We start from the raw sequence: 24283 nt of genomic DNA, 5'->3' as shown, positions 1-24283 counted from the left end.
GAACTAGATTGACATGATTTGTCTGATTCAGAATGTAGAAGATTATAATAATGACCTGAGAGTAATTCTCATGGCGTTTTATATGGGTGTGAAGATTATTACCCCGGAAAATATAGAGAAGAAGCCTGAACTTGGTGCGGATATTACTGCAACACTTGTGGCAGAATTTGCAGAAGATCAGACAAAAATCTGGATGAAGGACGGCGGTCTGGATGTGGAACCGGATATCGTGATCGATCAGGACTATCATGACAGAAAGGTATTCCGTAATATTCTGAAGCGTGCGATGTACCGGATGCTGTCAGAAAGAACCGGAAGGGTTCTTCCATGGGGAAGTCTGACCGGAGTACGTCCGGTGAAGATTGCAATGGAAGCGGTAGAACGTGGATGTACGGATGAGGAGATACGGAAGCTGTATCAGGAGATTTATGTGGCAAGCCTGGAAAAGGCAGATGCCTGTGTGAAGATTGCCAGACGTGAGAAAGCGATCATTGAGACGATCGACGAGCGGAATGAATACTGCCTGTATATCGGCATACCATTTTGCCCGACGAGATGTCTGTACTGCTCCTTTACCTCTTATCCGATCGGTGTTTATAAGGATAAGGTCGATGCTTATCTGGATACAATGGAAAAGGAAATGGAGTATGTCGCAGCAAGTTATACAGAGAAGAAACTGGTATCCATTTATATCGGTGGCGGTACGCCGTCTTCGATCAGTGCGGAGCAGATGGATCGTCTGTGCAGCATGATCGAGAAGCATTTTGATCTGTCGCAGGTTCGGGAATATACGATCGAAGCAGGACGCCCGGACAGTACGACGGCAGATAAGCTGCAGGTGATGAAAGCTCATGGCGTAGGTCGTATCAGTATCAATCCGCAGACGATGAACGGAGAGACACTGAAGCTGATCGGCAGAGCACATACACCGGAGCAGGCAGAAGAAGCATTTAAGAGAGCCAGAGAAGTAGGCTTTGATAATATCAATATGGATCTGATCGTAGGTCTTCCGGGTGAAGATGCAGAGATGGTGAAGCGGACGCTGGAAAAAGTGAAGAAGCTTGCACCGGAGAGCCTTACGGTTCACACCCTTGCGATCAAACGGGCAGCACATCTGAAACAGGAGATGGACAAATACAGCTTTGCAGGTGATGTGGATGAGCAGTTATCACTGGTCGGTCAGGCAGCAGAGGAACTGGGTCTTGCACCATATTATCTGTACAGACAGAAGAATATGGCCGGCAATCTGGAAAATGTCGGATATGCAAGACATGGACTGGAATGTCTCTATAATATTCTGATTATGGAGGAACGGACAGACATTATAGGAATCGGTGCGGGAAGCTCCAGTAAGCTGATCCGCAGGGAAGGTGATTCGGATCCGGTTACTGGAGAGATGATTACAGGAACCCGGATCGATCGTGTGGAAAATTGTAAGAGTGTAGACGATTATATCGCGAGAATTGATGAAATGATTGACAGAAAAAAGCAGGCGTTTGCAAAATGACAGATAAAGTTATAAACTTAGACATAGATAAAGAAATTGAATACTATGAACAGGATCTGAATGATGCCATTCGTCATGGAATGTGTGTCAGCCGGTTGTCGTCGGAGCTTGCCAGAGAACTGGGGCTGTCAGAAGATGAGATCCATAAGATTGCGGTTGCCGGAATGATCCATGATATCGGAAAGCTTCGTATTACACCATATATCTATGGTCGTGGCAATTCCATGAAGATTGAGGAAATGCGTTATGTGAGACTCCATGCGAAGCTTGGAGCGGATATCGTAAAAAAAGAAGGCTACGGAGATGATATTGCGGATATTATCCTGTATCATCATGAGAACTACGATGGCTCCGGTTATCCGTTCTGCCTTCAGGGAGATGAGATCCCGATCGGAGCAAGGATCATTCGTGTATGTGATGTGTTTGTCGCGCTCATAAGTGATCGTGCATACCGGAAAGCATTTGAACCAAAGACTGCATTATTGATGGTGATCGATGAAGTGCGGCATTTTGACATGAATGTATTTCTCGCATTTCAGAGAATTATAAATACAACCGATATTTTAGATGAGGTTCAGTCAATTTTAAAAGGAAGCTATAAATCACAGATCAGTTGATGTATAGTATAAAAATATGAACAATAGATGGAGGATGGAATATGATAACTCAGGCACCAAGAGGAACCAGTGACTGGTTCGGTGACAAGATGAGAACACGTACACAGGTAGAAGCAATGGCAAGAAATCTGTGTGAGAAATTCAATATAAAGGAAGTGATCACACCGGTATTTGAGCATACGGTGTTGTTCCAGCGTGGTGTTGGAGAGACGACCGATGTAGTACAGAAAGAAATGTACACCTTTGTTGATAAGGGTGGAAGAAGTATCACATTGAAGCCGGAAGGTACGGCAGGTGCGATCCGTGCTTATGTTGAGAATAAATTATATGCAGAACCACAGCCGGTCAAGATGTTCTATATCACACCGGCATTCCGTTATGAGAAGCCGGAAAGCGGACGACTTCGTCAGCATCACCAGTTCGGTGTTGAGTTTGTCGGATCTCCAAATCCAATGGCAGAAGTTGAGGTTATGACACTGGTATCAACTCTCATCAGGCAGATCGGTCTGTCAGATGCGAAGCTGCATATCAACAGTATCGGATGTCCAAAATGTAAGAAGGTGTACAATGATGCACTGATCTCCTATTTGAAAGGGCATGAAGAGGGACTCTGCAATACCTGTAAGGAACGTATGGTTAAAAATCCGCTTCGTGTTATTGACTGTAAGGAGCCGGGCTGTAAGGCAATCGTAAAGGATGCCCCAAGAACGATTGATTATCTGTGTGAAGAATGCGATGCTCATTTTAAGGAGCTTCAGAGACTTCTGACAGAGCTTGAGATTCCGTTTGAGGTTGACACCGGAATCGTTCGTGGCCTGGATTACTATACAAAGACAGTATTTGAATTTGTGAATAAAGAGGGCTTCACCTTATGCGGTGGAGGAAGATACGATAATCTGGTATATGAGATTGATGGAAAAGAGACACAGCCATCTGTTGGATTCGGTATGGGAATTGAAAGAATCCTATATTTCCTTGAGAAAGAAAATATCAATCTCGCACCGGAAAAACCGATCGACTTATATGTCGGTATCATGGGTGATTCCGCAAAGGCAAAAGCTTATAAGCTGGTATATGATCTACGTCTGGCAGGTTATATCGTAGAGACAGATTATATGAATCGAAGTGTAAAGGCGCAGATGAAATATGCAAATAAATTAAATGCGAGATACACGATCATTATTGGTGATAATGAATTAGAGACCAATACCGGTCGTATCAAGAATATGGAAACGGGCGAGCAGACCGAGATCGCGCTGGATCAGCTTGCAAGTGTATTAGAAGAAAGATAAGAACCACAGGAGGATATAGAAAAATGGCAGAATCAATGCAGGGACTGAAGCGTTCCCACAGATGTGCAGAGGTTTCAAACGCTCTTGAAGGACAGAAAGTAACCGTAATGGGCTGGGTTCAGAAGAGCAGAAATAAAGGTGGAATTATATTTGTCGATCTCAGAGACAGAAGCGGTATTCTTCAGATCATATTTGAGGAATCCAAATGCGGAAGCGAGTGCTTTGAGAAGGCAACAAAGCTTAAGAGCGAGTATGTAGCAGCAATCGAAGGTACAGTTTGTAAGCGTGCTGGTGCGGTAAATGAGAATCTGACAACCGGAGATATCGAGGTTGTAGCAACTTCCCTTCGTATCTTATCAGAGGCTGAGACACCTCCGTTCCCGATTGAGGAGAACAGTAAGACAAAAGAAGAATTACGTTTGAAATACAGATATCTGGATCTGAGAAGACCGGATCTTCAGAGAAATCTGGTTATGAAGAGCAAGGTTATGACCATTGCCAGACAGTTCATGGCAAATGAAGGCTTCCTTGAGATCGAGACACCTATGTTATGTAAGTCAACACCGGAGGGTGCAAGAGATTATCTCGTACCAAGCCGTATCCATCCGGGTACATTCTATGCACTGCCACAGTCTCCACAGATCTACAAGCAGCTTCTGATGTGTTCCGGTTATGATCGTTATTTCCAGATCGCAAGATGCTTCCGTGATGAGGATCTTCGTGCAGACAGACAGCCGGAATTCACACAGATGGATATGGAATTATCCTTCGTAGATGTGGATGATGTTATAGATGTAAATGAAAGACTCCTTGCAAAGTTATTCAAGGAGATTTTGGATGTAGATGTACAGCTTCCAATCCGTCGTATGACATGGATCGAAGCAATGAATCGTTTCGGATCTGATAAGCCGGATCTTCGTTTTGGTATGGAATTAAAGGATATCAGCGATGTTGTTAAAGGCTGTGGATTCGGCGTATTTACAGGTGCACTTGAAAATGGCGGATCTGTCCGTGGTATCAATGCAAAGGGACAGGGCGCTATGCCTCGTAAGAAGATCGATGCTCTGGTTGAATTTGCAAAGACATACGGAGCAAAGGGTCTTGCATATATCGTAATTAATGAAGATGGCACTTACAAGTCGTCATTTGCAAAGTTCATGACTGAAGATGAGATGAACAATATCGTAGCAGCACTTTCCGGTGAACCGGGAGACTTATTGTTATTTGCAGCAGATAAGAACAAGGTTGTATGGGACACTCTTGGAGCACTTCGTTGCCATCTCGCAGAACAGATGGGACTGCTTGATAAGAATGTATTTGAATTTGTGTGGATAACGGAATTCCCACTTCTTGAGTGGTCAGATGAACAGAATCGGTTTACAGCTATGCACCACCCATTTACTATGCCGATGGAAGAGGATCTGGCGATTATTGATACAGATCCGGGTAAGGTTCGTGCAAAGGCTTATGATATTGTATTAAATGGTAACGAGATTGGTGGTGGATCTGTCAGAATCCATCAGGATGATATTCAGGAGAAGATGTTTGAATGTCTTGGATTTACAAGGGAACAGGCGTATGAAAGATTTGGTTTCCTGTTAGATGCATTCAAATATGGAGTACCACCTCACGCAGGACTGGCTTATGGTCTGGATCGTCTGGTTATGCTTATGGCAAAGCAGGATTCTATCCGTGATGTGATCGCGTTCCCTAAGGTAAAGGATGCATCCTGCCTGATGACAAATGCTCCGGATTATGTGGATGAGGATCAGCTCAAAGAGCTGGGTATTGACATTACAGTGTTAGACGAACAGAAGACGGAAGAATAAAAAATAACAAGACTGCACACTGTATATTCTTATTGTGTATAAACAATGAACCAAGTTTCGTGTTTACATCGGGCTTTGGCGGTTGTATAGGATATATGGGGTGCGGTTTTGTTTTTTAGGGAAACACAATGTGCAATAAGGCACATTGCAGATGCTATGATAGATTGAGAGAAAATGGAGCAGGATGTAATTAGTTTTATAAAGGAGAGAGGCATATGACAAAAGGTGTACAGGGGTTAAAGAAAAGCATCATTGCTGTAGTGACCGGATTTACAGTGGCAGCAGGAATTCTTTCCGGTGGAATAACAGGCCGCCTTGGTGGAGGACAGCAGGTACAGGCGGCAGAGGTTGCTTGTACAACTTATACAGGAGATAATATCGAAGATCAAAACTATGAGTATAGTCAGTGGGCAAAGCCGATCCGATCATATCTTACATATGAGAATGGAACTTATATGCGGGTACAGGCTGGGGCTGATGCCAACGGTTATGTCGTTGAATATTTTGATTCGTCTTTTACGATCACCGGACGGAAGATTGTTCCGCAGGAACTTCCTTTATTTGGTGGATTTTATGAGATGAATGGGAATTATTATATTCTTTCCGGTCAGACCAATAAGAACGAGTCGGATAGTGTAGAAGTGTATCGTATCACAAAATATACAAAGGACTGGAACCGGGTAGCTTCCTGTGGACTGTATGGTGCAAATACGACAGTCCCGTTTGATGCCGGCTCTGCAAGAATGGCAGCCTATGGAAATTATCTGATGATTCGTACGTCTCATGAAATGTATGCTATTGATGGAGTAAATCATCAGGCCAATGTAACGATTCAAGTAGATACATCTACTATGAAGATCACAGATTCATTTACAAAAGTTATGAATATAAATTATGGCTATGTCAGTCATTCATTTAACCAGTTTATTCAGATGGAGAATGGTAAGATCGTTGCGGTTGATCATGGAGATGCAAATCCAAGATCTATCGTTCTGGTAAGGTATCCATCAGTAGTTACATCCAGCGGCTTCACCAGGGGCATTTCTTATTCTTCTGCATGCAAAGCAACAGACATTGTGGCATTTGAGGGAACGAAGGGTGCGAATTATACGGGAGCGACGGTTGGTGGATTTGAGATATCGGACACTGCATATCTGACTGCCGGAAGCGTTGATATTGACAGTACTGCCAAATATTCAGCAGGTCAGGATATATTTGTAGGTGTTGTATCTAAGAGTACAGATGCAGTGACAGTAAATAAGATAACCAATTATACAGCAGGACAGGGTACGACTGACACACCGCAATTTGTGAAGATTGGAACAAACAGTTATATGCTGTTATGGCATAGAGGTTCTTCTGTATACTATACTAAGATTGATGGAAACGGAAATCAGGTTGGAGCTATCTATAGTCTGGCCGGCGATCTGTCAGACTGCGTTCCTGTTCTTGCGGGAGATAAGTTGGTCTGGTATACATGGAAAAATGAAATATTGCAGTTCTATCAGATCAACATAAATGATCTGTCAGACTATACAGTAAAAAATGTTGTGTTAGGGCATAGCTATCAGGTGAGTGCTACAAATGCATCAGATGCATCAGTGGTATTAACATGTTCAAAATGTGGTCAGTCGCATACGGAATATGTTGTTAAGTCTTTTGCCGTTTACTGGTATGGATCTGCAGATAATGGTTATTATTATACCAATTATGAGTCTAGATATGATACAGGTACGAAGCTCAAGTTCCTGTTAAGAAATCAGACCTATTCATCTGAATCTGATTCCACCAATCAGAATAGCGAGATGGTATGGGAATCTTCAGATACAAGTATCGCAACAGTCAGTAATCTGACAGATGAAAGTGGAACCGTTAATATGCTTAAACCGGGTATTGTGAAGATCAGCATTTATCCAAAGTATAATCCTTCCTGTAAGAAAGCTACTACATTCCGCATCGGTAAGGAAGGCGAAGTGAGTCTGGATGACTGCCAGATATCTTTATCACAGGATCAATATGTATATGATGGTTCCAGTAAGAAACCTGTGGTAACAGTAGCATATAAAGGACAGGATCTGATACAAAATACAGATTATACAGTAACTTATACGAATGATACAGGTGTAGGAGATGCTGTTGTAACTGTAACAGGCAAGGGAATCTTTGCAGGGTCAAAAAATCTGAATTATATAATTGAGGCAATAGATATCGGATCATATAAACTGGAAATTCAGCCGGATTCCTATATTTATGATGGCACAGAGAAAGAACCGGAAGTCAAAGTTGTTATATCGGAGACAACAGGAAACAAATATTATTTGGATGCATCAAATTATACTGTTAAATATGAAAACAATAAAAATGCCGGTACAGCAAATGTAACCGTAACCGGAACAGGCAACTATAGTGGTGAATTAAAAGGAACATTTATAATATCACAAAAGGATATTACAGGCGCAAATGTTACAATCCCGCAAGAAAGCTATGAATATACGGGTACAGAGATAAAACCGGAAGTGACTGTAACACTTTCAGATGGAACCGGATTGATATTTGGAACAGACTATACTGTATCTTATGAGGATAATACAGACATAGGAACTGCAACTGTAAATGTAATCGGTCGGGGAAATTATACAGGTAAGGCAAATGGTTCATTTGGCATAGGAGCAGACATAAAGGATGCAGAAATAGTCTTAAGTATGGATCAGTATATTTATAGTGGCAGGAGGAATACACCAAAGGCGACAGTTGTATTTGCTGGAAAAACTCTGGTAGAGAATGTGGATTATACTATTTCTTATGAAGATTGTATTGATGCCGGAACGGCGCGAGTAGTTGTATCCGGAAAAGGAAACTATGGCGGTACGGCAGAGAAGACATTTGAGATTGCACGAAAAGGTATTACAGGTGCAAATGTCACGATTCCACAGGAATGCTATGAGTACATAAGTAAGGAGATCAGGCCAGAGGCAACCGTGACGCTTTCAGACGGAACAGTATTAAAAAATGCTATAGAGTATATAGTTGATTATACAGATAATATTGAGGTAGGAACTGCGACTATAACAGTAACAGGAACCGGCAACTATATTGGTTATGTAACAAAGACATTTACCATAATAGAAGCAAAGAAAGATGACGGAAGTGAGACAAAACCGGGCGACGGAAGTGAGACAAAGCCGGGAGACGGAAGTGAGACCAAGCCGGGAGACGGAAGTGAGACGAAACCGGGAGACGGAAGTGAGACCAAACCGGGAGACGGAAGTGAGACCAAGCCGGGCGACGGCGGTAAGACGGAGCCGGTTGATGTACCTGCAATAATCACGGTAAATAAGACAACTATTTCCAAGGTGGAAAACAAAGCAACAGGTGTCAAACTTACATGGAAGAAGGTTTCTGATGCTACCGGTTATGTTGTTTATCGTAAAAATTCAGGTTCTAAGTCATGGAAAAAGATTAAGATAGTAAAGGGCGCTTCGAAGACTACTTATACAGATTCAACAGTGAAGTCAAAGCATGGCACAGTTTATAGTTATAGAATAGAATCTTATAAATCTGTGAACGGACAGACGGCAAAGGCGGTTAGTAAAGAAAAGAAGATCCTTCGTCTGACTGCACCAACTAAGTTAAAGATTGCGAACCAGAAGGGAAGAAAGCTTTCAGTAACGTGGAAAAAGCAGAAGAAGATTTCCGGTTATCAAATTCAGTATTCTACCGGCAAGACTTTTGCAAAAGGGACAAAGATGACAAATATAGTTAAATCTTCCGATAAAGCAGTAATTAAGAAATTGAAAAAGGGAAAGACATATTATGTCAGAATACGTTCTTATCAGAAGTCAGGTTCGAAAAAGACATATTCTGCATGGAGCAGTTATACTAAGGTCAAAATAAAAAAATAATATGTGAAAAATCGGGGCGCATCAGATAGAAGTGGTGTACCCCGGTTTTGATAGAAATGTGGAGGATGAATTATTATGAAAAGAAGACATTATATTCTGGCAGCTGGCTTGTGTGTATTTGCAAGTCTGTGTGGTTGTGGAAAAAAGGAACAAAAGACAGAATCATCAACAGAAGAGGAGAATGTAACTGTCATTGTGCTAGATAATGACAAAGTGACTCTTACATATACAGGATATGACAAGGAAGCTGATGGTATGATGTTTACTGTTTCCAATAAGACGGGTGATCCTGTTAATATTTATTTTGGGGATGTAGCAATTAACGGAGAGACGATACAGCCATTGTTTGGTCCTGAACTGGAAGCAAATGCAACAGAAGAAGATGTGTGTATGATTGAGTGTGATAAAGCAGTTTCCGTATTGAATGGTATACTTTTTATTGATAACGATGCGGGAGAAACAGTTGGACATTATGAGGTTAAGGATGTTCCTTTATCTGGTAAGGCAGAAGCTTCGGGTGATCAGAGCTTTACATTAAAGGATGGTGCAGTTCAGGTGTTTGATAATGATAAGATTACCATTGCATATACAGGTATAGAGACTGACGGAGAGGGTGAGGATGCAGAGACTTGCCTGGCATTTGAAATCTATAATAAGACAGATGAATTAATTCAGGCAACATTTGACACTATCCTTGTAAATGGAACGGACGAAGAACCATCCTATATGACAGAGGCTCTTGGGCATACATATGGAAAGCTTCTGTGTGATGTAACAGATCCGGCAAGTATAAAAGAGTTAACCGCAAGCGTATCTATCTATACGGCAGAGGATGAGCTGATTGACAGTTATTCCATCGAAAAAGCAGCTTTAAAATAAAATGGTCAGATTTTTAATCTGATTTTAATCTTTCTCCTATTTTAGATTAATTCGTGGTTGGTATAGTAATACCATCAGCTGAGGAGAGAATAGAGAAAGAAGGAAAAAGATATGGATAATTTAGAAAAAGTAGAAAAGTTAAGAGAAAAAACAGGTGTCAGCTATGAGGAAGCCAAGGAGGCATTAGAAGCAAATAATTATGATGTGCTGGATGCGATCATTTATTTGGAAAAGAAAGGTAAGGTAAAAGCACCGGAAGTAACCGATTACACGACGGAACAGGCACAGCAGACATCAACAGAATTCGAACAGGCACAGCAGGAATATACCAGAGACTGCAATAAAAAGACCTTTGGTCAGATGATGGATCAGTTCTTTTCCTGGTGTGGAAGACTTTTGAAGAAAAGCGTTGATTCCAAGTTCATCATAGAAAGACGTGGCAGCACTATGGTGAATGTACCTGTTCTGGTATTGATACTTGCGATTATCTTCGCATTCTGGATCACGATCCCGTTATTAGTGGTCGGTTTATTCTGTGAATGCAGATACCATTTTGCAGGAATCGACAATATCAATGTAGACCTGAACAGTGCCTGCGACAAGGTTGCGGATACGGTAGAAACTATTAAGACAGACATTAACAAGAACTAATGTGAGAGATTAATTTACAATACACAGATTTATTTTAAGGGACATGAAACGAAAATACATTGTCCATGTTCTGATATACTATTATGCAGCAAGCCTTTGCGAATGTCGGTACTTAGCGATCCACGGAGTGGAGCGGTTAGAACCGCTACATGAGCAACAGAGCGAGAGCGTCTTGCGGAATAATAGTATGTCAGAATATGGACATAGGTACTCAAGATACTCCCTTAAAATAAATCGTCACAACAAGGAGTAGAGATGAGCCGGAAGATTTTGATTGTAGAGGATGAAGAAAAGATTGCCAGATTTGTAGAGCTGGAATTGGTTCATGAAGGCTATGAAGTAATAAAGGCATTTGACGGGCGGACAGGTCTGGATCTGGCACTATCAGAACATGCTGACCTGATCGTGCTGGATGTTATGCTTCCAAGGCTAAATGGTCTGGAGGTCCTTCGCCGTATTCGTAAAGAAGGAAATAATGTTCCGATCCTGCTGCTTACTGCAAGGGATGCGGTAATGGACAAGGTGTCCGGGCTGGATGCGGGAGCGGATGATTACATTACGAAGCCATTTGCGATCGAAGAACTTCTGGCTCGTATCCGTGTAGCGCTGAAGCGGAAAAGCACCGACCGGCAGGAGACACATAAGCTAGAGATCCATGGGGTCAGCCTGGATACCGACCGGCATGAGGTTATGGTGGCGGGAGAACCGGTGGAGCTTACCAATCGGGAATTTGAGCTGCTGCATACTCTGATGGAGAATAAGAATATCGTCATGGATCGGGAAAAGCTGATGAATATTGTCTGTGGTTATGAGTATGTCGGTGAGACAAATATCATAGATGTATATATCCGGTATCTGCGTACGAAGATCGATGACCGGTTCGGTATCAAGCTGATCACAACGGTACGAGGCGTAGGCTATGTGATCAGGGAATCATAGGAAGGTGTAACGGGATAGAGTATACGGTCTGATGATAAGGGTAGATGCAGAAACAAGAGCAAGATTGAAAGAATGTATAAGAAAAGGTATCACGGATGAATGAAAATAAGAGGATGACCTCGATCGCCAGAAAAATAAATATCAGCTTCTGGCTGAAGGAAGTAGGCAATGTAATAGGAATCAATATTATCATTGCCTTTCTTATTATGGGAACCTGGATGTACTGGTGTACCACAAAGCTTCCGGATCAGGTAACAGGTGAGCATTATTATTTTAATGTCAATCAAGAAAAGCATACACTGGAATATGTGATCGATGGAAATGACCGGAAATCATATGCATATGATTTCCGGGATGTAAGGGATCTGGTAGCTGTACCGGGAATCATACTGTTATCGGCAGAAGGATTTGTGTTGTTCTTTGCGTTATTCCGGACTTCTGTTGTCAGAAGAAAGCTGAAGCCGTTAAATGATCTGGCGGTAAAGGCAGAACAGATCAGTAAGATGTCATTTGAGCAAAATGGTATGGAGGATCAGAAGAAACGTTCCGATAAGAAGTCTGCAAAGACATTTGACCAGAATCAGATGGATCATCTGGAACAGGCAATATCACATATTTCTCCGGATGATGCCGAACAGGGAGTCCATACCGGAGACAAGGAATTGAAAAGTATTGAGATCGCGTTGAATAACCTGCTTCGGAATATGAAGGAAAACGAAAGGCGGCAGGTACGGTTTGTATCGGATGCATCACATGAGCTTCGGACACCTATTGCTGTGATCCAGGGATACGTGAATATGCTGGATCGATGGGGAAAAGAGGATGAAAAGGTTCTGACAGAATCCATCGAAGCCCTTAAGAATGAGTCCCAGCACATGAAGGAGCTGGTAGAACAGCTTCTGTTCCTTGCGCGGGGTGACAGCGGAAGAAATACTCTGAATAAAGTGAAACTGGATCTGAATCAGATGGTCAGTGAGGTCTGGGAGGAATCCCAGATGATCGATGAGAAGCACCGCTATCTGTTTCGTGGAACAGATCCTGCATATATGACAGGTGATATAGCCATGATCAAACAGTCCATCCGGATCTTTGTACAGAATGCGGCAAAGTATTCTTCGGATGGTGCGGATATTACATTAGGAGTTATGCTGGAATCCGGTTATGTCAGTTATATGATTCAGGATGAGGGCATCGGAATGGAGTCGTCAGATGTCGTTCATATCTTTGAACGATTCTACCGATCGGACGAAGCGAGAAACAGCGAGACCGGCGGTTCCGGCCTGGGACTTTCCATAGCCAAATGGATCGTCGATGCTCACTCCGGCACGATCCAGGTCGTATCCCGTCCGGAGATCGGCACCCGATTTATTGTCCGTTTCCCGATGTGTGAGTAAACAAGAGGTTGTTGATGATTCTTGTGTTATTTATAGTTGTGATATTTTGGCTCTGCTGGTATGGATATATACATAAGACATCAGTGAAGTTTTCGTTGTGAGGTTTGCACTAGCTGTCAGCACCAAGCCCATGTCTGAACCCGTAAGGGTGAGTTTGGGCGACTGCTGGCAATAAGCGTGCAAATCCGAGCAGAAAACGGAACGGTCTTTGTATATGTCCATACCAGCAGAGCCAAAATATCATGGCAAAAAGTAGAGGTTGAACAACAACAACCTCTTTAGCGGAAAGGTCTGGTGCGGAATTCGTTAAAGACCATGAAGATGGCGACCGCTCCGGCAAGTCCATCGGCGATAGGGCCGGAATACATAATGCCATCAATACCCATAAAAAGCGGCAGAATAATTAATAATGGAAGAAGGAACAGGATCTGTCTGGTTAATGACAGGAATGTTCCTTTTTTCGGTTTGCCGATCGATGTAAAGAAGTTCGAAGTGATCGGCTGCATAAAGTTTATAAACGTAAAGAACAGAAAAATACGAAAATAGCTGATCGAAAACTGGAAGTAGCTTTCGGAGCCATTTCCGAAAATGGATATGATCTGCCTTGGCACAAACTGGAATAATAGAAACGCAATGAGCGCGATCACAAATCCACAGGTAGAGGCGAACAGATAGGCAGACTTTACCCGTTTGTATTTTCCTGCACCGTAGTTATAGCTGGTGATTGGCTGTAAGCCTTGTGATATACCGATAATCAGAGATAGAAATACCTGATTTACTTTTGTGATAATTCCGGCACAGGCGATAGGGATTGCTTCGCCATAGATGGAAAGGGAGCCATAGTATTTGAGAGATTTGTTCATAATGATCTGTACGATCATCATGGCAAGCTGATTGCTGCAAGGAGCAGTACCAAGGGATGTGACTCTCGCTATGATCGGTCTACTGATGCGGAGATGTTCTTTTCTTATCGTTACAGTCTTACAGTGGGATAAAAACCAGATGACAAGACCGGCGGATATTACCTGACCGATAACGGTTGCGATGGCTGCGCCTGTCATACCCATCTGAAGAACGGATACAAACAGAGCATCTAAGATGGTGTTGATTACGGCTCCGGTAAGGTTACAGATCATGCTAATCTTTGGTCTGCCATCTGCGCGGATCAGATGACCGCTTCCGGTCGTGAGGATCAGAAAAGGAAATCCAATCGCAACAATGCCTGTGTAAGTTTTTGCATAGGAAAGTACATTGTCGGGAGATCCAAAGAAACGGAGCAGAGGCTCTAAGAACAGCAGGGTGATCGTAGTTAAAATCACACCACAGCCAAAGAGCATGACAGCGGAATTGCCGATATAATAAACTGCTTTTTCCTTTTCTCCTTTTCCCATAGCCAGATTAAAAGCAGATGCGCCGCCGATGCCGAACAGCAGAGCGATCGCGATACAGGATATGGAAAGTGGAAATGAAATATTGGTTGCGGCATTTCCGAGTTCACCGACATTTCGCCCAATGAAAAACTGGTCAACAATGTTATAAAGAGAGCTGACCAGCATGGCTACTATACTTGGAATAGCAAATTGCATTAATAATTTTTTTACGGGTTGAGTGCCGAGAGGATTTTCATTCGTTGTCTGTGTATTCATGTGAGTTGTCCTTGTTTACAGTTTCTTGCGGGTGTAGGTCGTGCGGGTAAATATAATGTCGTCACCACCGGATTCGCCAGTTGTAATATCGAATTCATCTGCATTGAATTCTGGGAAGAAGACATCTCCGTCTTCAACGACAGTATCAACTTCTGTGATATACATCGTATCAACCAGTGGAAGTGCCTCTTTGAACAGCCCATATCCACCGGAGATATAGACATTTCCCTCTTTTACAGCATCAAGAGCTTCCTGTAAGGAATGAACGGTAAGCAGGTTTTCACCGGAGTAATTGGCAGTATTTGACACAACGATATTCATTCGGTTCGGGAGAGGATGTCCGATCTCTTCATATGACTTACGTCCCATAACCACAGTATTCCCTGTTGTCAGTTCTTTAAATTGTTTCTGTTCTCCTTTGATCCGCCATGGGATCTGGCCGTTTTTTCCGATTACATTATTTTTTGAACGTGCGACGATTAATCCTATCATAGTATGGGTTCCTTTCTCAGATGTCATATTTATTTTTCAGCATACCTGATCTTACGAAAATCAGCAAGTGGATTGCTGGTTTAAGCATGCCAGTTGTTGTTTCAGATATTCATATCTTAAACGTTTTTCTTCTTTTGCAAAATGTACTTCACGGAACTGCTCAGGATTGTTCTTATAAGAAAGAGTCTCATCACCAAACTGTTCACTGGTCAGGTCAAATATATGACCGTTGACATTGTTATAGCAATGATAGTTTCCGCCGGGACGCAGGATGCCATACACCTTGCCGCCAAAGATGTCCTGAACCAGAAATGCTGTGATAGAACACTGCCCCAAGGTTTTATTCTCCGGTGTCCAGCCATCACGTAGTCTTGGTGCGCAAGTATCAGCGCACCAGATATCAGATAATCTGTCATACAGATCCTGTGGTGTATGGATTCCTTTATACTTGTTTGTTATGGCAGGAACGGTTGCCTGTTTCCAACCATAGAAGTTGTAGGTCTTCATTTTCAAATATCTCCTCATTTGCTATTGAATGAAATGTGTTGCTTTTGTTTGGATTTATAAATGATATTTATAGTATACGTTTCAGTTTGCAGTTCTCGATTCCTGCACTCCAGAATTCTGACAGCGGGATCCCTTTGACCTGACAGATGATACTGGAATTCATAGCTCCATGTCCGACAATCAGGACATCCTTTCCTTCGTCTAATTGTGGTTTTACAACCGCTTTTAGGAATTCTCCTGTTCTCGCAAATAGCTGTTTAAAGCTTTCTCCACCATCCTTTGGAACTTTATAGTTTGCCGGATCAAGAAAGAGATCTTTTATTGGACAGCCGGGAGTAGTTATGCAGTTTGCGGTTCCTTCATAGCTGCCAAAACTCATTTCTTTTAACCGGTCGTCCGTTATGATCGGAATGTTCCGCCCTTTTAATACGATCTCGGCTGTTTCCTTTGCTCGGATAAGGGGAGAGCAGTAGCAGATATCAAAATGGATATCGGCATATTCTGTTCTGGCATGCTCCGCCATCTGGCGTCCTTCTTCATTTAATGGAATGTCTGTCCGACCTTGTAGTTTCCGCATGGCATTCCAGTCTGTTTTTCCATGTCGCATGATGTATAACATTGTTGTATCTCCTATAGATATAATTTTTTATCTTCCGAATGTCTGACAAGCATCCAATTCTCTTTCCTCAAATATCTTTTTAATATGTCTCGATATAGTTGATTTATCCCTTTGAAACAGTTCTGCCATCTGGTCAAGTGATAACCAGACTGTATCATTTCCAAATTTCTCATATTTTCTCGTTGCTCTTATCTTTCACCATGTTTTCCGTTTTAATATAGTATGCCAACAGCCTAAGGACATAATCTGGAGCATTACACATTCCTCTTTCCTACGCTGTCTTTGCACTTCGTGCACGCCAATCGTGGACAGCTATCGCATGGTCAGTGCTAATGCTTCTCTGCGTCGCTAACGCTCCTTGACAAGGTTCAAGGAGGTTCTGCTCTCGCTTCGCTCGCCAGAACAACTGCGTTTCTAAGTTCAGACTTCGTGCGTTGCACTTGTCTTCTCTAAGAGAACGCAAGTTTCAGCAGTAGCCCGCATCCAATCGAACTTCGTTTTTAACTCGTTCTCTTGGGCGTGCCTTGCATGGTCCTCCGTAATCTGCTCTCACTTCGCTATGCTCGTGACAGCAGAACTACGGACTCAACGTGCCCGGTGTGGCCAAACTGGTCGACGACAGCGACTTTTTCGAGGTGGTAGCCGGCGGGAGTGAGGATGGCGATGTCACGGGCAAGGGTTGCGGGATCGCAGCTTACATAGACAAGCCGTTTTGGATTCATCCGGATCAGGGTGTCAAGGAGTACCTTGTCACAGCCTTTTCTTGGTGGATCGACAACGACGACATCTGCATGGGAACCATCGCCGCCTTTTTCGTAAATGGCAGGAACGACTTCCTCCGCTTTTCCGGTAAAGAATTCGACGTTGTGGATATCGTTAAGTTCCGCATTTTTACGGGCATCCAGGATTGCCTGAGGAACGATCTCCACACCGTATACCTGTTTTGCTTTCTGAGCAAGAAACAGGGAGATGGTTCCGATGCCGCAGTACATATCCCAGACGGTTTCCTCGCCGTTCAGATCTGCATATTCCAATGCTTTTTCATAAAGTACCTTAGTCTGCACAGGGTTTACCTGATAGAAGGACAGAGGTGAAATCCGGTATTTTACATTGCCGATATAATCTGTGATGTATGGACTGCCCCACAGTGTTTTGCAGGTTGGTCCAAGAATCTTATTTGTTTTTTCTGTATTGATGTTCAGGCAGATTGAAGTCATTCCGGAAATTTTTGTCAGACGGGAGATGAGTTCATCTGCATGAGGTAGTTTTTTTCCATTTACGATGAGACAGACCATAACTTCGCCGGTTGTAAACCCAACACGAGTCAGAATATGACGTACCAGACCCTGTCCGGTTGTTTCGTTATAAGTGGAAATGTTATATTCCGTGAGAAATGCACGGATGATCGGCAGAATCTGATCATTTACTTCTGCACCGATCGCACAGGTATCGGAATCGATGATCGAATGGGTTCTGCCGGCATAGAAGCCGATCACGATATTGCCGTTTTTGTCTCTGCCAACCGGAAACTGTGCTTTATTTCGATAGTGGTATGGTTCTTTCATACCATAGATTGGTTCCATCAGAGTATCGGGATTCTCAATCTTGCCGATCCGGCGCAGACATTCTCTTACTTTATTCCATTTGTATTCCAACTGCTTCTCATAGGAAATGTGCTGAAGACTGCATCCACCACAGCTCTTTGCGACTGGGCAGACCGGAGTTACGCGGTAAGGGGATGGTGTGATCAGGCGAACCAGCCGTCCGTAGGCGATCGATTTTTTTGCTTTCATGATCGAGATCTCGGCTACGTCACCGATCACTGTATCTTTGACAAATACAGTGATATTCTGCACGTTATTTCCATCTTCGGATGAAGCTTTCGTGGAAATGTCTGTGCCTGTTTTGTTATTTGCTACATCAGAAAGAGAGAGATGGCCGATGCCTTCTCCCTCATTTCCCATGTCCGTTATTTCTATTGTATATATACTGTTCTTTTTAAGTTCCATAAAATAAATATCGTATCCTTTATTTTGTAGATCTGCGGATATTACTTTCTATCATTTTATTGTAACCAAGCCAGCCGGTCTCGTCCTTGCTGTCTAATGCTTCCATGAATGTCTGGATCTTGGCATCTGTATTATCGGCAAATGATAATGCAAGTGCTTCGATCAGGGCAGGCTTCTTTGGAGAGCCGTATTCCAGTTCGCCGTGGTGGGAGAGGATACAGTGCTCCAGTTCGTTTGCTTCCTTTGCAGGAAATTCCGGAACAGAATCACGAATCTTGTCGCGGATCATCATAGTACCCATTACGATGTGACCAAGTAACTGACCGGAATCTGTGTAATCATTTTCCGGGAATGTTGAAAGCTCATAGACCTTGCCGATGTCATGAAGCATGGCAGCAGTCAGGAGCAGGTCACGATTTAAGATCGGGTAGTATGTAGTGTAGTAGTCACACATGCTGGTAACTGCCAGAGTGTGCTCTAACAGACCGCCGACAAATCCATGATGAATGGATTTGGCAGCCGAATGCTTTTTGAATTCTTTTGCAAGAGCTTTGTCCTCTACAAAGAAGCTTTCCAGAAGCTTTTTGTAGTAAGGTTTTTCGATCGTTGCGATAATGCCAAGCAGCTTGTCAAACATTTCATCGACATTTTTCTTCGTGCATGGCATATAGTCGTTGATATCGTATTCCCCTTCTTCAGCGATACGGATCTTCTTAATTGTCAACTGGAGAGTGTTGTTAAATGAGGTAACCTGACCGTCAACCTTAACATAGTTCATGGATTCAAAATGCCCAATTCCGCTGTTCAGTTCCCAGATCTTACCATCCATTGTTCCGCTGGCATCTACCAGCTGCAGAGAATAGTAGGATTTACCTGATTTTGTCTTTCCTGTGATCTTGTTTTTGCAGAGGTAAACCTCTGAAACCATTTCGCCTTCGCGAAGCTCGTGTATATATCTCATAATGTAAGCCTTCCTGTTATTTTGTTCCGAAAATTCTGTCGCCGGCATCACCGAGACCCGGGCAGATGTAAGCATTTTCATTTAAGCATCTGTCAAGCTGACCAACATAGATCTGGATGTCCGGGTGATCCTTTTGAAGTCTTTCCAGACCTTCAGGAGCAGCGATGATACACATGAATTTGATATTCTTGCCGCCGTGCTGTTTGATAAATGAAACAGCTTCGGAACCGGAACCGCCGGTTGCTAACATTGGATCAACAACAAGGATTGTTCTCTGCTCGATCGGATCCGGCAGTTTACAGTAATACTCATGCGGCTCGTGTGTCTTCGGGTCTCTGTAGAGCCCAATGTGTCCAACCTTTGCTGATGGAACCAGAGCAAGGATGCCGCTTACCATGCCAAGACCGGCACGGAGGATCGGTACAACTGCCATCTTTTTGCCTGCGATCATAGGAGATTTGCAGGTTTCGATCGGAGTCTTGATCTCTACATCTTCTGTAGGCAGATCACGAAGTGCTTCGTAGCCCATAAGCATAGCGATTTCTTCTACAAGTGTACGGAATTCATTTGTTCCGGTGTTCTCGTTTCTTAACATTGATATTTTGTGTTTGATCAAAGGATGATTCATAATTGTGACATTACTCATATCGGTAACCCCTTTTCGTAAAATTTTTAACTGTGTATAATTCTACCATAAGACAACAGGAAATTAAACCCTGCGATACCGGAAAAATCAACGGAAATCATTTCAGACAGACATAAAAAATCATCGACCGCGCCAACAGAACAGTTTTTAGAATGATCAGGAAAAACTGTCGGTCGGCAGGACCGATGATTTTGTAAAATATAATATTAATCGTTGTAGTCCGGCAGATCGTTATAGTACATTTTGATCGCATTTGTGCTCTTTTCCAGAACTGCCATTGTCGATGGAAGAGGAACCGCGATCAGATCGTCGAATTCAAATTCACCAAGCTCCGGTCGGATCTCATATCCAAGATTTCGTTCGTTGATCGAGAAATCAGCTTGAAACTGGTAATTGTTCCCTCTGGCGTCCAAGCGGATCCATTTCTTGACATCCGGTTCAAATACTGCATTCAGTGCATGAAGTGCCAGCTTGTTATCATATGTGAATCGTTTGATCCTCTGGTAGCAGAATCCGGTGTAAATACCATTTGCACGCATCAGTGCGGCTAACAGATTTGCCTTTGAATAGCTGATACCGGTTTTCTTTTCCAGAACATCTGATGCAGAGATCGTGATCGTGGAATCTTTGGCGTCCCAGGTGTGATCAATTTCATCTCTGACAAAATAATATATGGTTTCTATTTTTTCGTAAACAGATCTGCAGTTTTTGGTAAGATCCATAGCCTTCTCCATAACCATGGGATTGTCGAAATCGACATATTTATCATACTGTAGATATGCTGCATCCCTATTTCTCTGTATTAGCTTCATGTTTACCTCCCAAAAGTATTACAAGTAAGATAAATGACAGAGGACCAATCTCTGAAACTCCAGCTATTTGTCGCTGGTTACTTGAAATATGTAGAACTTCAGATAATATGATTCATCTGCAGCCCACAGAATCGGATGATCAGGAGCCTGAGTACGGAATTCAACCTGTCTCAGTCGTTTGTGAGAGTTGGAAGCAGCCTGCCCGATGGTTTTTGTAAAGAGTTCATAGTCCATGAAATGGGAGCATGAACAGGTGGCAAGAAAGCCGCCATCTTTAACGAGCTTCATGGCTCTCAGATTTATTTCCCGATAACCTTTTACAGCGTTTTTAATTGAGTTGCGTGATTTTGTAAATGCAGGTGGATCCAGAATTACAACGTCGAATTTCTCGCCCTGTTCTTCCAGTTCAGGGAGCAGATCAAAGACATCTTTACAGATAAATGTAACCGAATCCTCCAGATGGTTCAGCTTTGCATTTTCCTGTGCCTGTTTGACCGCAAGTGCGGAAGCATCTACACCCAGTACGCTTGTGGCACCGGCAATTCCGGCGTTCAGCGCAAAAGAGCCTGTGTGTGTGAAACAGTCAAGAACTTTTGCATCCTTACAAAGACGCTGGATCGCAAGTCGGTTGTATTTCTGGTCAAGAAAGAAGCCGGTCTTCTGACCGTCTTTTACGTCAACAATATAGTGTACGCCATTTTCAATAATTTCCACGTTCGTGTCGAATTCATCCCCAATGAATCCCTTGAATGGCTGCATCCCTTCATTTATTCTAACTTTAGCATCGCTACGCTCATAAACACCTTTGATTATTATACCATCTGATTTAAGGACATTTTTTAAAATATTTATTAACAAATTTTTAACTCTGTCAATTCCAAGTGCAAGTGACTCAACGACCAGCACATCTTCAAATTTGTCAATCACAATACCGGGCAGGAAGTCTGCCTCGCCAAATACGATACGGCAGCTGCTTGTATCTACGGTTTTCTTACGATAATCCCATGCTGCCTGCAGACGCATGCGGAAGAAATCTTCATTGATCTCGGTATCGACGTGACGTGTCAGCATACGGACAGTGATCTTGGAATTCGTATTGATAAATCCCTTTCCCATCGGATATCCGTCAAAGTCTTTTACAATGATGATATCTCCGTTTTCAAAACTCCCCATGATGGTATCTATTTCATTGTCATAAATCCAGGCGCCGCCGGCTTTGATGGTTCTGCCCTCGCCCTTCTTTAATGTTACGATTGCGCTCATGTTACACCTCGTTCATTTTTTGATAAATCATAGTATATCATGGATGGCATGTTTTTTAAATCCGCTTTGCGGATGCAACAGTGGGAAGCAGAAGGTTCTTACAGAATAAAGAACAAATATTCGATTTGCTCTGTACTTTTTTTAAATGGAATGATATATTAGACAGAGAACAATAATAAGAATATTGATTGTATTTAGATAGATATATCAGGAGAACATAATGGATCATTTCAAATTAGTATCAGAATATCAGCCGACCGGTGATCAGCCGCAGGCGATCAAAGAGCTGGTGGATGGATTTAAAGAGGGAAATCAGTTTGAAACCCTGTTAGGTGTAACCGGTTCCGGTAAGACATTTACCATGGCAAATGTAATAGCACAACTGAATAAACCGACGCTGGTGCTTGCGCACAACAAAACGCTGGCGGCACAGTTATATTCGGAAATGAAGGAATTTTTTCCGGAAAATGCGGTAGAATATTTTGTTTCTTATTATGATTATTACCAGCCGGAAGCATATGTGGCATCGACTGATACTTATATAGCGAAGGATTCTGCGATCAACGATGATATTGACAAGATGCGTCACAGTGCAACAGCGGCCTTGATCGACAGAAAAGATGTTGTGGTCGTATCCTCGGTATCCTGTATTTACGGTATCGGTGATCCGGATGAATACCGGGAGCAGATGCTGTCGCTCCGTGTCGGAATGATCAAGGATCGGGATATGGTGATCGATGAACTGACGGATATCCAGTATGTCAGAAATGATATGGATTTCCACCGTGGAACATTCCGTGTACACGGGGATGTGCTGGAGATCCTTCCGGTATCGACATTTGAAGATGCTGTGCGTGTTGAATTCTTTGGTGATGAGATCGACCGTATCTGTGAATTTGATCCGTTGACTGGGGAGATCAGGCGCAGCCTGAATTTTACCTGTATCTTTCCTGCTTCTCATTATGTTGTCGGACATGAGAAGCTGGAACGTGCACTTACAAAGATCGAAGCGGAATTGGCTGAACGGGTACAGTATTTTAAGGAAAATGATAAGCTGATCGAAGCGCAGCGGATTGAAGAACGGACAAATTTTGATATAGAGATGATGCGGGAGACAGGCTTCTGCTCCGGTATCGAGAATTATTCAGGACCATTATCCGGCAGAGAATCCGGGGAGACTCCGAGCACATTGCTGGATTTCTTCGGTGATGATTTCCTGTTGATCATAGATGAGTCGCATATGACGATTCCGCAGGTCGGAGGAATGTATGCAGGTGATCGTTCCAGAAAACAGAATCTGGTGGATTATGGATTCCGTCTGCCATCCGCATTGGACAACCGTCCGTTAAACTTTGAAGAATTTGAATCGAAGTTAGATCAGGTATTATTTGTATCGGCGACACCATCCAAATATGAAGCAGAACATGAGCTGCTCCGGGCCGAGCAGATCATTCGACCGACCGGATTGCTGGATCCACCGGTGGATGTCCGTCCGGTAGAAGGACAGATCGACGACCTGATGTCAGAGATATTGAAAGAGACAGAACAGGGACACAAGGTTCTGGTTACAACACTTACAAAACGTATGGCAGAGGATCTGACAGATTTCCTGCGTGAGAATGGCATTAAGGTCAAATATCTTCATTCTGATATTGATACAATGGAGCGTGTAGAGATCGTGCGTGATCTCAGAATGGGTGTATTTGACGTATTAGTTGGTATCAACCTCCTTCGTGAGGGACTTGATATTCCGGAGATCACACTGGTGGCTATCCTGGATGCAGATAAAGAGGGCTTCCTGCGTTCGGAGACTTCATTGATCCAGACGATCGGACGTGCTGCGAGAAATTCAGAAGGTCATGTTATCATGTATGCAGATATGATGACAGACTCCATGAAACGTGCGATCTCGGAGACAAATCGTCGTCGAAAGATTCAGGATGCTTATAATAAGGAACATGGGATCATACCGAAGACGATCCAGAAGAGTATCCGTGATCTTATTACAAATGAAGTCACAGAAGATAAACCGGTTGTGGATGCAGAGAAAGATATTGAATCCATGACAAAGAAAGAGCTGAAAGCAATGATCGATAAGCTGACAAAGAAGATGAACATGGCAGCCGCCGACCTGAACTTTGAAATGGCAGCGATCGTCCGTGATGAGCTGAAAAAATATAAAGAAGCTTTACGAGATTATGATAAGTAGAAAATACAATACAGATCATGCTGTCGTACTAATTGAAAGTGTATAAACATGTATGATCATATTATTATTTGTTTGAATATTAGTTGTTAAACTAATATGAAAGATATCA

19 protein-coding genes and 1 pseudogene are annotated in these 24283 nt (G+C 42.8%); 10 read left to right on the top strand and 10 right to left on the bottom strand.

The genetic code is table 11. From position 1 onward, the window contains the following. The first annotated feature begins 13 nt into the window (after window positions 1-13). The 9 genes from hemZ to LK416_10990 all read left to right on the top strand — a co-directional run bounded on the left by hemZ (window position 14) and on the right by LK416_10990 (window position 13010). Window positions 14-1507 (top strand): coproporphyrinogen dehydrogenase HemZ, encoded by a 1494-nt coding sequence (gene hemZ / locus LK416_11030; protein UEA74182.1) that lies wholly within the window; start codon window positions 14-16, stop codon window positions 1505-1507. Beyond that, complete coding sequence (locus LK416_11025) at window positions 1504-2124, top strand: HD domain-containing protein (GenBank protein ID UEA74181.1); 621 nt, start codon at window positions 1504-1506, stop codon at window positions 2122-2124. The genes hemZ and LK416_11025 overlap by 4 nt, the downstream gene beginning before the upstream one ends. Window positions 2125-2165: 41 nt before the next feature. Continuing rightward, the gene (gene hisS / locus LK416_11020) at window positions 2166-3416 is read left to right on the top strand and encodes a histidine--tRNA ligase (GenBank protein UEA74180.1); all 1251 of its coding nucleotides are present in this window, start codon (window positions 2166-2168) and stop codon (window positions 3414-3416) included. 23 nt (window positions 3417-3439) lie between these two features. Further along, window positions 3440-5245, top strand: a complete 1806-nt coding sequence (aspS, locus tag LK416_11015) for an aspartate--tRNA ligase (protein UEA74179.1) — start codon at window positions 3440-3442, stop codon at window positions 5243-5245. Window positions 5246-5460: 215 nt separating this feature from the next. Beyond that, window positions 5461-9147, top strand: coding sequence for a fibronectin type III domain-containing protein (locus LK416_11010; GenBank protein ID UEA74178.1), 3687 nt, complete (start codon window positions 5461-5463; stop codon window positions 9145-9147). 75 nt (window positions 9148-9222) lie between these two features. Beyond that, on the top strand, window positions 9223-10026 hold the full coding sequence (locus LK416_11005) for a hypothetical protein (GenBank protein UEA74177.1): 804 nt from the start codon (window positions 9223-9225) through the stop codon (window positions 10024-10026). A gap of 111 nt (window positions 10027-10137) precedes the next feature. Then, on the top strand, window positions 10138-10677 hold the full coding sequence (locus LK416_11000; protein ID UEA74176.1) for a DUF4342 domain-containing protein: 540 nt from the start codon (window positions 10138-10140) through the stop codon (window positions 10675-10677). A 255-nt stretch (window positions 10678-10932) separates the two neighbouring features. Beyond that, window positions 10933-11616, top strand: coding sequence for a response regulator transcription factor (locus LK416_10995; GenBank protein ID UEA74175.1), 684 nt, complete (start codon window positions 10933-10935; stop codon window positions 11614-11616). Between the two features lie 95 nt (window positions 11617-11711). Then, a complete protein-coding gene (locus tag LK416_10990; protein ID UEA74174.1) occupies window positions 11712-13010 on the top strand; it encodes a sensor histidine kinase in 1299 nt (432 codons plus the stop codon). 278 nt (window positions 13011-13288) lie between these two features. On the opposite strand, the gene LK416_10985 is transcribed toward LK416_10990, so the two are convergent. From LK416_10985 to LK416_10940, 10 genes and pseudogenes are all read right to left on the bottom strand, one after another. Then, window positions 13289-14656 carry an MATE family efflux transporter gene (locus tag LK416_10985; protein ID UEA74173.1) on the bottom strand — a complete coding sequence of 456 codons (1368 nt, stop codon included), beginning with the start codon at window positions 14654-14656 and terminating at the stop codon, window positions 13289-13291. 15 nt (window positions 14657-14671) lie between these two features. Beyond that, window positions 14672-15148, bottom strand: coding sequence for a dihydrofolate reductase (locus tag LK416_10980; GenBank protein ID UEA74172.1), 477 nt, complete (start codon window positions 15146-15148; stop codon window positions 14672-14674). A 60-nt stretch (window positions 15149-15208) separates the two neighbouring features. Beyond that, entirely contained in the window at window positions 15209-15655 is a 447-nt protein-coding gene (locus LK416_10975; GenBank protein UEA74171.1) for a hypothetical protein, read from the bottom strand. Between the two features lie 67 nt (window positions 15656-15722). Next, window positions 15723-16274, bottom strand: coding sequence for a histidine phosphatase family protein (locus tag LK416_10970; protein ID UEA74170.1), 552 nt, complete (start codon window positions 16272-16274; stop codon window positions 15723-15725). 54 nt (window positions 16275-16328) lie between these two features. Further along, window positions 16329-16439 (bottom strand): annotated as a pseudogene (locus LK416_10965) (cell filamentation protein Fic). A 392-nt stretch (window positions 16440-16831) separates the two neighbouring features. Beyond that, window positions 16832-18283 (bottom strand): 23S rRNA (uracil(1939)-C(5))-methyltransferase RlmD, encoded by a 1452-nt coding sequence (rlmD, locus tag LK416_10960; protein ID UEA74169.1) that lies wholly within the window; start codon window positions 18281-18283, stop codon window positions 16832-16834. Window positions 18284-18302: 19 nt separating this feature from the next. Beyond that, a complete protein-coding gene (locus LK416_10955; GenBank protein ID UEA74168.1) occupies window positions 18303-19244 on the bottom strand; it encodes an HD domain-containing protein in 942 nt (313 codons plus the stop codon). A 16-nt stretch (window positions 19245-19260) separates the two neighbouring features. Beyond that, window positions 19261-19890 carry a uracil phosphoribosyltransferase gene (gene upp, locus LK416_10950; GenBank protein UEA74167.1) on the bottom strand — a complete coding sequence of 210 codons (630 nt, stop codon included), beginning with the start codon at window positions 19888-19890 and terminating at the stop codon, window positions 19261-19263. A 206-nt stretch (window positions 19891-20096) separates the two neighbouring features. Further along, entirely contained in the window at window positions 20097-20702 is a 606-nt protein-coding gene (locus LK416_10945) for a transglutaminase family protein (protein UEA74166.1), read from the bottom strand. A 63-nt stretch (window positions 20703-20765) separates the two neighbouring features. Next, window positions 20766-21965 (bottom strand): class I SAM-dependent rRNA methyltransferase, encoded by a 1200-nt coding sequence (locus LK416_10940; protein UEA74165.1) that lies wholly within the window; start codon window positions 21963-21965, stop codon window positions 20766-20768. A 217-nt stretch (window positions 21966-22182) separates the two neighbouring features. On the opposite strand from LK416_10940, the gene uvrB reads away from it, so the two are divergent. Next, the gene (gene uvrB / locus LK416_10935) at window positions 22183-24174 is read left to right on the top strand and encodes an excinuclease ABC subunit UvrB (protein ID UEA75914.1); all 1992 of its coding nucleotides are present in this window, start codon (window positions 22183-22185) and stop codon (window positions 24172-24174) included. The last annotated feature ends 109 nt before the right edge of the window (window positions 24175-24283 follow it).

Source organism: Lachnospiraceae bacterium GAM79 (assembly GCA_020735665.1).
GTDB lineage: Bacteria > Bacillota > Clostridia > Lachnospirales > Lachnospiraceae > Coprococcus.
Note: the sequence above shows the minus strand (reverse complement) of the source record. Positions and strands in the feature narration are given on the sequence as shown.